The sequence below is a fragment of the Bryocella elongata genome (assembly GCF_900108185.1).
GTDB lineage: Bacteria > Acidobacteriota > Terriglobia > Terriglobales > Acidobacteriaceae > Granulicella > Granulicella elongata.
In genome coordinates this window covers 382,726-395,047 of sequence record NZ_FNVA01000003.1, presented here as the reverse complement: position 1 = coordinate 395,047, position 12,322 = coordinate 382,726, and the positions used below count along the sequence as shown (strand labels likewise).

At 62.5% G+C, this 12,322-nt stretch carries 12 protein-coding genes; 3 read left to right on the top strand and 9 right to left on the bottom strand.

The genetic code is table 11. The annotated features are described in order from the left end of the window. Positions 1–62 precede the first annotated feature (62 nt). The 4 genes from C4S68_RS10820 to C4S68_RS23185 all read right to left on the bottom strand — a co-directional run bounded on the left by C4S68_RS10820 (position 63) and on the right by C4S68_RS23185 (position 3,279). Positions 63–1,310 carry an A/G-specific adenine glycosylase gene (locus C4S68_RS10820; protein ID WP_103933064.1) on the bottom strand — a complete coding sequence of 416 codons (1,248 nt, stop codon included), beginning with the start codon at positions 1,308–1,310 and terminating at the stop codon, positions 63–65. A gap of 55 nt (positions 1,311–1,365) precedes the next feature. Next, complete coding sequence (locus tag C4S68_RS10815; RefSeq protein ID WP_103933063.1) at positions 1,366–2,013, bottom strand: YdeI/OmpD-associated family protein; 648 nt, start codon at positions 2,011–2,013, stop codon at positions 1,366–1,368. A 98-nt stretch (positions 2,014–2,111) separates the two neighbouring features. Next, complete coding sequence (locus C4S68_RS10810) at positions 2,112–3,053, bottom strand: VOC family protein (RefSeq protein WP_146072107.1); 942 nt, start codon at positions 3,051–3,053, stop codon at positions 2,112–2,114. A gap of 55 nt (positions 3,054–3,108) precedes the next feature. Continuing rightward, entirely contained in the window at positions 3,109–3,279 is a 171-nt protein-coding gene (locus tag C4S68_RS23185) for a hypothetical protein (RefSeq protein ID WP_160115102.1), read from the bottom strand. 114 nt (positions 3,280–3,393) lie between these two features. Here C4S68_RS23185 and C4S68_RS10805 point away from each other — a divergent pair, with 114 nt between their 5' ends. From C4S68_RS10805 to C4S68_RS10795, 3 genes are read left to right on the top strand one after another with little or no spacing between them, the layout of a single operon-like run. After that, the gene (locus C4S68_RS10805) at positions 3,394–4,320 is read left to right on the top strand and encodes an AraC family transcriptional regulator (RefSeq protein ID WP_160115101.1); all 927 of its coding nucleotides are present in this window, start codon (positions 3,394–3,396) and stop codon (positions 4,318–4,320) included. A 50-nt stretch (positions 4,321–4,370) separates the two neighbouring features. Next, positions 4,371–4,640 (top strand): type II toxin-antitoxin system prevent-host-death family antitoxin, encoded by a 270-nt coding sequence (locus tag C4S68_RS10800; RefSeq protein WP_103933060.1) that lies wholly within the window; start codon positions 4,371–4,373, stop codon positions 4,638–4,640. Next, positions 4,633–5,055: a type II toxin-antitoxin system VapC family toxin gene (locus tag C4S68_RS10795; RefSeq protein ID WP_103933059.1), complete on the top strand. Its 423-nt coding sequence runs from the start codon at positions 4,633–4,635 to the stop codon at positions 5,053–5,055. The genes C4S68_RS10800 and C4S68_RS10795 overlap by 8 nt, the downstream gene beginning before the upstream one ends. A 57-nt stretch (positions 5,056–5,112) precedes the next feature. Here C4S68_RS10795 and C4S68_RS10790 read toward each other — a convergent pair whose 3' ends face one another. The 5 genes from C4S68_RS10790 to C4S68_RS10770 all read right to left on the bottom strand — a co-directional run bounded on the left by C4S68_RS10790 (position 5,113) and on the right by C4S68_RS10770 (position 12,240). Next, positions 5,113–5,796 carry a hypothetical protein gene (locus C4S68_RS10790; RefSeq protein ID WP_146072106.1) on the bottom strand — a complete coding sequence of 228 codons (684 nt, stop codon included), beginning with the start codon at positions 5,794–5,796 and terminating at the stop codon, positions 5,113–5,115. 150 nt (positions 5,797–5,946) lie between these two features. Then, positions 5,947–8,073: a radical SAM protein gene (locus C4S68_RS10785; protein ID WP_103933057.1), complete on the bottom strand. Its 2,127-nt coding sequence runs from the start codon at positions 8,071–8,073 to the stop codon at positions 5,947–5,949. A gap of 203 nt (positions 8,074–8,276) precedes the next feature. Further along, complete coding sequence (locus C4S68_RS10780) at positions 8,277–8,801, bottom strand: PEP-CTERM sorting domain-containing protein (protein ID WP_103933056.1); 525 nt, start codon at positions 8,799–8,801, stop codon at positions 8,277–8,279. Positions 8,802–8,973: 172 nt separating this feature from the next. Further along, the gene (locus C4S68_RS10775) at positions 8,974–11,559 is read right to left on the bottom strand and encodes an ATP-binding protein (protein WP_103933055.1); all 2,586 of its coding nucleotides are present in this window, start codon (positions 11,557–11,559) and stop codon (positions 8,974–8,976) included. Between the two features lie 63 nt (positions 11,560–11,622). Next, the gene (locus tag C4S68_RS10770) at positions 11,623–12,240 is read right to left on the bottom strand and encodes a biliverdin-producing heme oxygenase (RefSeq protein ID WP_103933054.1); all 618 of its coding nucleotides are present in this window, start codon (positions 12,238–12,240) and stop codon (positions 11,623–11,625) included. Positions 12,241–12,322 lie beyond the last annotated feature (82 nt).

The following is a 12,322-nucleotide window of genomic DNA, read 5'->3' as shown; positions in this document are numbered from 1 at the left end:
TCCCGGAGGCGAGCTCCGTTGCAATGCAAGTGGTGTCAAGTATAGAGGGCGTGGCAGGTTCTCTACGGTACGCGGCGGACGGGCTTCGGGATCTGCATAACGCCGAGCCGCTGAAGTACCTTGCGTGTGAGGCCGGTGATGGCTAGCGCAGGAAGACGCGTGGCCGGGAACCAGAACATGTCGGTCTGCGCCGTGGGGATGGCGCTGAGCAGCGAAAGCTCGTCGTCTTCACCGGGTGTCTCCGCGACGAAGGGTATGTCCTCGGGATCGAGCTTGCTGAGGTCGCTCACGGCGTGAGTCACGGTCTCATCCGTAACGAGTGCGATCTCGTCGCTGAGATCCTCCGTCTGCGGCGGCAGTCCGGCGATTCGCTCTGCGAAGATCATCACGTAGTAGTTGGTGTTGGTGATGCTGTGGCGCACGCGAAGCACAGGCTCGAGGCCCTCGACCGCGTCGATAGGCAGCGGAGGAAGCTCGAGCATGTTGGGCATCAGCGAGGCATCTTCCGGCCGGCGGCTGAGAAGCACCTCTTCGCGTGTTCCGCGGCGACGGCGAACCAGCAGATGCGCGACGGTGCGGCTCTGCATCTGTGTGCGCTCGCCGGTGATGTGTTCTCCGCGCGTCTGGCACAGTTCGAGTACAGGGCACTGCAGGCAGAGCGGGGACCTGGGCGTGCAGATCGTTGCGCCGAGCTCCATCATGGCCTGATTGTGATCGCCGCAGGGATTGGCGCGCGTGCGCCTCACGGGCTGCGGAGGGATGAGCGATTGCGCCGTCTCCTGGATCAACGCACGGGTTGCCGCGCCCTTGTCTTCCGGCCTGCCCAGCACGCGCAGCAACACGCGCTCCACGTTGCCATCCACCACAGCGACACTTTCGCCATAGGCGATGCTCGCAATCGCGGCCGAGGTGTAGTCGCCCACTCCGGGCAACGTTCGCAACTCTTCCGCAGTGCGTGGCAGCTTGCCCTTCAGCTCGCGTGTGACAAACTGCGCTGCGCGATGCAGCATGCGTGCGCGGCGATAGTAGCCCAGGCCGCTCCACAAGGCGAGCACGTCGTCTTCGTTCGCTTCGGCCAGTGCGCGGATCGTCGGAAAGCGGAGCAGGAACTCCTGGTAGCGCTCGATGACGGTGGCCACGCGCGTCTGCTGCAGCATGATCTCGGACAGCCACGTCGCATACGGGTCGTCGACGCCGCGCCAGGGAAGATCACGCGCGTGGCGCTTGTACCACTTGAGCAGCGCGGCATGAAAGACTGCGGGGTCGAGCGGCTGCGGAGCGTCCAGAGATGGCGAAGATCGTTTCTTCATCGCAACGTCTATGGTCGCATCTTCAACCGGGAGACGGAGCTGCCGCGTGCTGCCGCTAGCAGCTCTCGTACTTCCAGTTGCGCGATTTGCCCTCGGCGATCCACTCGATGGCCTGCACCACGCGCTTGTCGCGGGTCTCGTCGCGCTTGGCGTCGGCGATCCAGTCGCAGTACTCGCGGCGGCAGCTGGGGCTCATCGCTTCAAACTGCTTCGTCGCCGTCTTGTTCTTCTTCAGCGCGATCGCAAGAGCTTCCGGCACAACCGCTTCGGGCTTGGCGACCTTCTGCTTCGGCCGCGACCATGCGGTGGTGCGGGTGCCATCCGCGACGGGCTTCGCCGCCGCAACGATGTAGGCCGTCAGCTCCTTCTTCGAAGGCAGGTCCTTGACGGAGGTGATCTTGCCGAAGCTACCCATGGACCCTCCTTCAGCGACTCCGTCCGCACGCAGCTCCTTCGTGATCTCCGTGCCCCACAGGCCGAAGCTGCAATGCGCCTTGAACGCCGCCATGTTGCCGAGGATCACGCCATTGAGCAGGAAGAACGGATGCGACCACTTGATGGTCTCCTCGACCCCCGGCACCGCCTTGTGTACGACCTCGCGGATGTGCGTAAGGATGGGCTGAGCGAAGGGCGCGGCCTTGTTGATGTACACATCCACGGCGGGAGAGAACGGTTCGTTGCCAACGGCTTTTTTCGTGGCCATGCAGTGGCTCCTCGCGCGATGCGAAGTGGGTTGTGGGGCTTCACGGAGATTGTATGAACGACTCGGCCCAGCGACAAGCGCGGCGATGGAAGCCTGTGCTACTTCGCTTCGATTGGCCCGGGCGGGTGTCCCAGCATGGGCGAGCAGCAGGACTTGATCGCCGGCGTGAACTCCATGAACTCCGCGCGCGTCTGGTCCGGGTCAAAGAGATTTAGCTGGATCTTGCCATCGTGTCCGACCTGGATGGCTCGGCACTGCGCGTCGGTGCAGCCGTTGGCCTGCAGACGCGCCAGCACCGTCTGGATGCGCTCCGTGCCGAGCGAGAAGTGATCCTGCGTGCCGGTCTCCTTCAGCGTCGGCGTGGCCGAGGCGCTGAGCATGTACTCCAGCCAGTCCTGGCCCTCAGGGACCTGTTGGCTCACCCAGTCGGTCTCGCTCTCGGTGCGGCCGCCGTGCCAATAGGGCGTGAAGCCCAGCACCTCGCGCCAGAAGGTATCTTCCTTCGCGCGGTCGCGCACGATGAAGCCGACGTGGATGATGCGCTGACTGGCTGCTGTCTCCGAGGTAGGCGCGGCCGCGACGAGCTTGGCGACCCCTTCGCGCTCGTGGCCATCGACGAAGAGGACGAGGTTGCCTTCGGGATCGCGGACGCCGAACTCACCGTCGTGCATCGGCTCGGTGGTCGCGACACCTTTGGCGTTGAGGTAGCGCTCGAGCGCCGCCGCGTCGCGCGTCATGAAGGCCACCGCGACCATGCGCTGCGTCGCGCTGGGCGGAGGCGTGTGCGGCAGCACCTCCACCCACTGGCGGCTGTTGACCGCGTAGACCCACTTTGCGTCTGAGCTATCTGCAACCACGCGCGTGAGCCCCAGCGTTGTGCCGTAGAAGCGCTCGGCGGCAGCGGGGTCCGTGCTATAGACGCGCATGAACGCGATCCCGGTGATCGCCGGGCGCTGCGGTTGCGGATGCTGCGCGAGGCTCGTGCCCGTGGTGGAAGCGAGGACGGCAAAGATCAGGGCGAGAAGGAGCGTGGGTCGCATGACGAGCCCACTTTATGCTGCTCTTTGCCCCAAGGTCAAAGCCCGGATCTACGGGTTAGCGAATCAGGTGCTGAAGGACGAAGAACATCGTGGTCAACACAACGAGCGTTCCCGCGACGATGCCGGTGATGTAATACACGGCCACGCGTTCCTGCCCCTGGCGCGGGCGGGTGATGCCTGCACCCCAGATAAAGCCCTTCGTGATGATCTGCGGAATTCCAAACATGTTTGCCTCCCGGCGGACGCGTGCGAAGCGCCACTGATAGAAGCATCTGCCAGCAGGCGGAAAGGAGTATGCAATTCCTGCGATGAAGTTGGATCATCGAATGACGGGGGCGGCGTGGCGGGCGAGACACAAGGGCGAATCTCGGTGCTGCGGCAGGACAAGGTGGTTCCGCTGCTGCCTGGAGCCGCACGTGTGGGCTCCGCGACTGCGCCCCTGCCTCGCGTGCAGCCCTGGCAGCACACCCTGCTCGAGCATCATCATGTCGGCGCAATCGAGATTCCGGAGCATGAGCACGACCACCTTTGCCTGCACCTGCAGCTGACCGGCGCACCTGAGCTGGAGTGGTGGAACGAGGGCCGTAACCGCCTCGTGGATACGGCTCCCGGTGCGATCATCCTGGTGGGCGCCGGCACACGCGACCGCGTGCGCTGGTCGGCGCCAAACGAACGCGTGATCCTCTCGGTACGGCCAGCTCTGCTGCAGCGGACTGCCGCCGAACTTGGCGCTGGAGCCCTGACCGATGTGGCGACGATGCGCAATCAATGGGCACTGCGCGATCCTGCGCTGGAGCACGCCGTTGGCCGCATGTATCGCGAGGCTGCGGAGGGTTTTCCCCTCGGCGCGCTCTACGCCGGGCTGCTGGAGAGCGAGTTAGCCGCGATGCTCCTGCGACGGCATGCCGAGCTTGCGTTGCCCGAGCTGCGAAGCAAGGGACGCCTGCCCATGCCGAAGCTGCATCGCGCGATGGAGTTCCTCACCGAGAACCTGGACCGCGATGTGCGGCTGGAGGAAGCTGCCGCTGCGGTGGAGCTGAGCCCGTTCCACTTCGCGCACGAATTCCGCGCGACGACGGGCCAGACGCCGTACCAATACCTGCTCACACAACGGATGGATCGCGCAAAGGTGCTGCTCCGGACCACGGACTGGAACGTACAGGAGATCGCCACGCAGACGGGGTTTACGTCAGCAGCAAGCTTCGTGCGGGCCTTCCGACAGAGGGTGGGAACCACGCCCGGAGAGTGGCGGAAGCAGGCGGGTTAGAGATTGACTCGGAGGGAAATGACCACTATGGTCATTTTGCGAGGTGCGCGATGACCGCATGGGCTGCGACACAAGCTAAGGCAAAGTTCAGCGAGGTGCTGGACAAAGCAGAGACCGAAGGTCCGCAGATTGTACGGCGGCGAAAGCAGGAGTTCGTCGTGATGACGCGCGAGGAGCACGATGCGGCGCAGACGGTGAAGAAGGAATTGGACGAGCCCTTCATGAGCGCGTGGGAGGCGTTGCAGCCTTCCTTCAAAGAGCGCTATGACGTCGTGTTCCCCCGCCTGAAGAGCAAGCCGCGGAAGATCAAGCTTGGATAGCACGGGATTCCTGCTCGATACCAACGTCGTCTCGCAGTTCACGAAGGCACGGCCAAATGATGCCGTGATGCGATGGCTGGGAACGGTGAAGCCGATCCAGCTTCACCTCAGCGTGATCTCGCTCACCGAGATACGGTATGGCACGGAGTCGATGCAGTTGGGGCGCAAACGCGCGAACTTCGAGCACTGGCTCGACGTGGATATACCGCGGATGTACCCAGGACGGATTCACCTAGTCGACGAGCGGGTGGCGGATGAGGCTGGCAGGCTGATCGCGCAGGCGAAGAAAGCTGCGACCACTCCCGATCTTGCGGACATACTGATCGCCGCGACTGCGGTAGTGCATGAGTTGGAACTCGCGACGCTGAACCGGGATCACTTTGAGAAGCTGCCGGTGAGCCTAGTGCGCTTCTAGAGTGCATCGCTCCCCTTCACCGCCTGGAACTCGACGAGGATGCCGCACGGTCATTTCCTACGCTATATCAGCTTGTCGAACCGGGGCGGTCCCTTTAGCAATATCCGTGTGTGAGGGGTGACTATCGTCTTCGTGCTTCAGGTGGGAGGAGGAGTGCGGCCTTTCCGGATCCCGTCTGAACGAATTGAAGGCTAACCCGGCGACTCCAATGATTAGGGTGATTATTAGCCCTAATAGCCATTCGAGGATCCCGTACACACGATTGATCTCCGCCTGCTGACCATCGGAATCACTCTTGATTTTGTCCTGAAGATCATTCAGTTGCTGGCGGAGGAGAGGCAGCGCGATTGCTTTTTCCGGTGACTGGGTGAGAGCTGACTCAAGCGCGCTTAGCCTCCGGTTTAAGTCTTGGTCCGTCTGGGCAGCACGCTGAAGCGCATCTCGATCCGCAGCGGAAAGGACCGAGTCTTGATGAGGCGTCGACCCCGCATGCGACATGGCCTGCAAGATTTTATCCCGGAGCTCAGATGAAGACGCATCTGCCTTCCCAAGACGCGCCTGTAACTCATTGATCGCCTGCTGCTGGCGCGAAACAATAGCGCTGAGGTCTTCGGCTCTAAGCTTAGACGCATTTCTTACCTGCTCATTCCGGATCGCGACCAAACTGAATACTGCACCGACGAGGGACGCAATGATTGCGATGTTGGCGATAAGAAAGCTGAGCCTATCGTCTTGCCTCATCTTCGATTTTTTTCTGGGGAGCATCGGCGCGATTTTATGCCGAGTTCCTTGCCTCAGCAAGGCGAATTAGTCCCAGAACACAAAAGCCGCCCTGAGGGCGGCCTTCGTGTTTCTGTCTTTGCGCGAAGCGCGTGCTGCTCCATGCAATGGTTAGTCGCCTGCTACCAGCTCGTCGTTCTTGACTTCGACTTCCTGCTTGGGGGCGGCGGGCTTGATGCCGCCGAGGCCGCCGATCTCGCCGAGGGCTACGAAGCCACCGGGCATATCGGGTTCCTTCAGGATTTCCTTGCGGTAGAGCTTGGCCATGCGGGCGTTCTCGGCGTCGGACTTCAGCTTCGCGTCGCGGGCGCGGATCTTTTCCTCGCGGGCGTTCTTGGCGATGCCGCTCTTGTCGAACGTATCGTTGGCAGCCGAGTTGACGTGCGCTTCGTTGAGCACCAGGTCGTACTTCTCCTGACGCTCGAGGCCGACCTTCTTACCACCGGCAAAGATCTCGTGACGGCCGTGCTCCTCGTACCACTTGGTGAGGGTCGACGTCATGTGCATCTTCTCGATGATGTTGCGCCAGCCGATGCCCGTGTTGTACGCGCAGAAGCTGATCTCGCCTTCCTGCGTGGCGTACGGGATGATGCACTGCTCGGTGCGGCGGAAGTCGTAGTTGAACAGATCCTGGAACCACATGCCGGCGATGAAGAGGAAGTTCCAGCGATCCTGGCGACGCTTCTCGATATCGGCCATGGTGCGGTCGCCGGTGACCTTGCCGTAGTTACGGCCGGTGGCGCCAAAGCACTTATCGAACTTCTCGAGCAGCGAGAAGATGCTGAAGTGCGTGGGAGCCTTCTTGGGATCGTAGTTGCGGATGAGCGCGAGGCCGGCGCCGAGGATCGTCATGAACTTGCCGCGGGAGGCGTCGTTGACCTTCGCGATGTCCTTGGCGAGCTGGGTGGCGTTGAGGAACGCCGTGACCGGAACCGCTTCCTTGGTTTCCTTGTCGATCATGAGCGCCATGCCGATACCGCAGTTGGGGTGGCAACCGCAGGAGAGCTGGCCCCAGTCGTGCTCGGGTCCGTGCACCAGGTCGGCCCAGTCGGAGAAGGTCGACATGAAGCTGATGGGGAACCAGTCGCGCGTGGACTCGCCGAGGCCGGTCTGGTTGCGGACGTCATGCGCGAGGTGCGACAGCGTGTAACGCTGCGCCATGCGGCGCTCGTCCGAAACTTCCTCGTCGCGGCCGGTGAAGGACACAGGCTGGAAGGAGAGGAAGTTGATCTTCTTGGGATTGTCGAGCGCGAACTGGATGATGCGGCCGACCTGCTCGTTGTTGATGCCGTTGATGATGCAGGTGACGGGGACGATGTCCACACCGGCGGCGTGGAGGTTGTGGATCGCCTGCAGCTTCACGTCGAACGAGTTGCCCACCTTGCGGTGCGAGTTGGCAGCATTGCCGATGCCATCGAACTGCAGGTACGCGTAACGCAGGCCCGCTTCCGCGGCGGCGCGAGCGAACTCAGCCGACTTCGCGAACTCGATGCCGTTGGTCGCGGCCTGGACGGAGTTGTAACCGACCTTGCGGGCGTAGGCGACGGCGTCGAGGAAGTATGGGGAGAGCGTGGGCTCGCCGCCGGAGAACTGCACGCTCATCTGACGACGCGGCTTAATGCTGATCGCGTTGTCGAGCATGGTCTTGATCTCATCCCACGTCAGCTCATGCACGAAGCCGACCTGGTTGGCGTCCATGAAGCACGGGTCGCACATCATGTTGCAGCGGTTGGTGAGATCGATGGTGAGCACCGAGCCGCGGCCGTGGGTGACGGTCGACGTGCCGTGGTTGTGGAGCTTCTCATCGTTGTGGGCGCGGATGTCGCGGCCCGGGAAGACGTCCTCGAGGTGCTTCATCATCGGCGGATCGATGGACATGACGTCCTCGAAGTGGCCGTGGATGGGGCAGTCCTTGACCATCAGGATCTTGCCGTCGCGCTCGATGATCTGCGCCTTGATCTCGCCGACCTTCTCGTTGAGAAGGATCTCGTGGGGCAGCTTGCCATCGACGATCTGCTGGCGGATCTCAGGCACGCACTTGGGGCAGAGCGAATCGGTGGTGCGGGGCCAGCCGAGGGGCGGCTTTTCCTTCTGGTAGGACTTCAGCAGCGGCTTATCGGACCACTTGGGCGTAAAGCTGTCGTTGGGGCTGATGGAGTTCAGCTTCTCAAATACGGCCCATCCGGCCTTGGCGCCCAGGACGACGCCCTTCTCGACGATCTTTGTGATCTTTGGCATTGCTGTCTATATCCTCCTGAGGATTCATGTTCAAAGCTATGGGGCAGTTGCCGCGATATCAACAAGCGAGCGGCGAACGGCGAGATTCTGCATTGAACGGGGAGGTAGGGGGTTAAACGGGGATGGCGGTTCGATTCAAAAAATAGCACCGCCGCCCGGAAGGCGGCGTTGTGGCGTTGGCGAATCAGGTACTTAGACGTCTTCTAGGCCCGAACGAAGCGGCGTCGCGCGACGCCAGCCGCCGCAAGCATGCCGGTACCGAGCAGCGCCAGGCTGCCGGGCTCGGGGGTTGCGGAGACGTTCTCCGTAATCGAGTAGAAGCCGCCGTCTTCGATGTTTATCGTCTCAAAGCTCCAGCCCGTGCCATCGCTGTAGTACGTGTACAGCGGATCGGCAGGGGCATAGAACGAAAAGCCATACTCGCCGGGCAAAAAGCTGACGAAACCCGTCTCAGCACTGGCGTTCGTCAGTCCCGCAGCGTCATAGGACATCGTCGTCGCGTTGGTGGGGTCGCCCGGATAGAACGAGTAGGAGAAGCCAGCGACGGTGTAGTCGCCCACGCCGTCGTCGTCCACGGTGATGGTGCCAGAACCCACCTGGGTAAAGGAGTCGAAGCTGGTGAAAGTGATGTTGTAGTTCTCGATGGTATCCGCGCGGGCGGAGAGCGGAAGCGCGACCAGAGAAAGGGGTGAGACGGCGAGGAGAATACGAAGCAGGGTGCGATGCATGGCCCAGGGCCCATCCAGATCCAAGAGGTGAAGAACAGGGTGAGTCTACCGGGGTGTGGAGAATCTTCCAAGGAGAATGTTGCTCTTTGACTAGATATATCAATAAGTTGGCCGATATGCGGGCGCGGCGTCCGAGATTCCAGGCCCCACGAGTGAGGGCTGTGCAGCAGACTCAGGCGGGGAGCCACACCGTCATTCGCGTGCCTTCGCCGGGAGCCGTCTCGACCAGGATTCGACCGTGGTGGCGCTCCACGATCTCCCGCGAGATGTAAAGTCCCAGGCCGTTGCCCAGGTCGCCCTTGGTGGAGTGGAAGGGCTCAAACAGCCGGGCCTTGGTCGCAGCGTCGATGCCTCGCCCGTTGTCGCAGACCGAGAAACCCGTCTGGATCAGCGTACCGTCGGGGGCGGCTTCCTTGAGAAGTTCGACGATGACGGTGCCCTTGCCATCGATTGGAGACGCATCGATGGCGTTGGAGACGAGGTTTGCGAGCACCTGGCGGAGCTGGCCGAGGAAACCACGGAGCGGCGTCGACCGGTCACCTGTGATCGTGACCCGAATCTGGCGGTTGCGGATCTTGCCCGCGAAGAGGCGGAGCACCTCATCCACCATGGCGCCGGCGTTGCAGGTCTCAGCCACGTCGGAGGTCTCACGATTCCAGCGCAGGGTCTGCTTGGTGATGCCCGAAATTCGCTCCAGCTCACTCTCGACCATGGCAATGTACGTGCCGGCGTTTCCGTCCCGCGAGAACTCTTCGCGCAGCAGGTACATGAGGTTGGTGATGGCCTCAAGCGGGTTGTTGATCTCGTGGGCGATGACGGAGGTCATGCGTCCGGTGAGCGCGAGCTTCTCGCTCATGCGCATGGCGGTCTCCCGCTCTTTGCGCTCGGTCAGGTCGAGCAGGGACCCGATCCAGCCGACCCGGACAGATCCGGCCCGCTGAAACGGCGTGATGCGGAGGTAGTTCCAACGCTCAGGGCCGCCGCTGGGGCTGGCGAGCCGCAGTTCGGCCTCGAAGTCCGTGCCCGCCTGGACGGCCTGCTCCCAGCGCTCGCCGAAGCCGGCCGCGTCTTCCGCGTCGAGGAGAGGTTCCTCGAACCAGTTGCCCTGAGGGCATAGCCCAGCCTCGCGCCAGCGGTCGTTCACATAGGTAAGGGCGCCATCATCGTCGACCGTGAAGATCTTGATGGGCAGGGCCTGGGTGAGGCGATGGAAGCGAGCCTCGCCTTCTTCGATGGCCTCTTCTGCCCGGCGGAGGCTGATGGTCGTGAGAGCGGCGCGGAAGTCCTCGGCCGAGTCGATCTCCATCTGCGTCCACTCGCGGGAGCGGCCGCGGACGATCTCCTTCCACTGGCCAAAGCTGGCGCGCGGGGTCAGCGTCTCCTTCGCCTTGTCAGCGTCGGCGGGATTGCCCGCCCAGGCGATGGTGGAGATGACCTCCGGCCGGAACCAGACGACCCACCGGCACCGCACGGACGAGATGCGCACCAGCAGGAGGCCACTGGCGGCGGGACGAAGCTCCTCGGCGAGATCGGCCAGCTCAGGAGGCAGGTCTGCAGCAAGGTGGGAGGTGAAGAAGGTCTGGATCTCGGGCCGTGAGTCGAGCCAGGCTGCGAGGCGATGCAGGGTCGATTCGGGCGGGGTGATGCCCGCAACCCGGACGCTGCCATCGAGCAGCAAAGCTATACCTTGGGCATTCGTGACATCCATCAGCACATCGCGGTGCTCCCCGAGCGCGTCGAGATAGTTGGGCTCCGAGGCGATGAGCGTGAGAAGACGCCGCTGAATGGAGTGGAAGTGGCGGGTCTGTTCCAGCTCGCGCGACGCGCGGAAGGCATTCAACTGCGTCGCACCCATCCTGGAGAGCATGTCGCAGGCGGAGCGAATGAGATACGGCACCAGCTTGGGCTCGGCGTTGTGCCCGCTGATCAGCCCCCAGAGCTTTCCATCCAGCACCAGCGAGACAGACATGGACGCCATCGTGCCCATGTTGCGCATGTACTGCAGATGGATGGGAGAGACCGAACGCAACACGCTGAGCGAGAGGTCGAGGGTAGCTGGCTCAACACTGGGATTGCCCACCAGAGGCGACGGGACATAGTTCGCGTCCGGAATGATGCGGACGGTGTTCTGCACATACAGGTCGCGGGCCTGCGCCGGGATATCGGAGGCCGGAAAGGCGAGGCCGAGGTAGCTGGGCAGGCGACCGTTGTTGATCTCGCTGAGCACGGTGCCGTGGCCTTCGGCGTCAAAGCTGTAGAGCATGACGCGATCAAAGCCGGTGAGCTGGGAGAACTGCCGGGTGAGGGAGTCGCAGAGCTCCTGTTCGGTACGGAGGCGGTTGAGCGTGGAGACGAAGTTGGTGATGACCGCGTTCATTGTCTCCGGCCCAACGACGCTCTCCTGCTGCTCGAACTCGAGCGCGCGGTAGGGGCCAATGCAGTGCGTCATCGCACTGAAGAGGTTGTCGCCGATGCGGAAGGTACCAAGATAGGTGCCGAGACCATCTTCGCCGTGGGCGCAGATCTTCTTATGAAAGCGGAAGGCGCTCATCACCTCGCGCTCAAAGAAATCATCGAGCTTGGAGCCGACGACGAGCCGCAGGGGGACGTTGAGGAAACGCTGCGAGTTCTCGCTTGCCGCTACGATGACCTCGTAGTCGGGCAGGGTGAGCAGGAAGAACCCATGCTGCTGGATGCTTCCAGGCACACGGATGGGTTCGTCTACGCAGTTGAGTACATCTGGGGCTGAAGGTTGCAAGGCAAACCTACCTCCGGAGCGCGAAACAAAAAACAAAGAAACAAACAACAGGCGAACAACAACCTACTGGAGAGATGCCATTTCAGGGTGTGGCGGCTGTGTCGAAGCCGAGGTTAGTGCCTCACCAAATAATGCGAACATTCCTTGCGCCGCAGCAACTACCTGGTCCTCTTCGGAATCGGGCAGCGCCGCGAGTACCAGCTTGAACTGTTGCCACAACGAGCCGGTCCTGTCTCCGTAGCCGCGAAAGTAGGCAGCGCCGTGTTCGGGCGTAAGGCCGAGTGTGGTTTCCAGGTGCTTCGCGATGTACTGCCCGCCGAGTGAAGAGCCCTCGACGACGTACATTGCGCCCAGAAAGCTGGCAGCGAAGGTGGCTCCATCGAGCTCATCGAGCCCCGGAATGGCGGCGGAGTGGAACGCACCCACGGCTGGCACCGCGATACCGAAGGCGCTGAGATCCTTCTCCAGCAGGAAAGCCCGGCGCCGGGATGCGACAAGTGTCTCGAGCGCTGCCGGGTGGTGTGTGAGCGCGAAGCTCTCCCACGGCGCAAGAGCAGCATAAAGACCGCGAAGATAGCCTGTGTACTCGGCCAGAGTGAGTCCGTCAGCGGTGATCGGCATCTGCGACTCGGTTGCATTGTGCTGCGGGCGCGTGCGCTCGCGCAGGTGTTCCAGATTCATACAACATGCCTTTCCGGCATTCCGTGATGGCCCATGACATCCGCAGGCGATTCGAGCAGCGGCAAAGCGGACGACCCAGCCG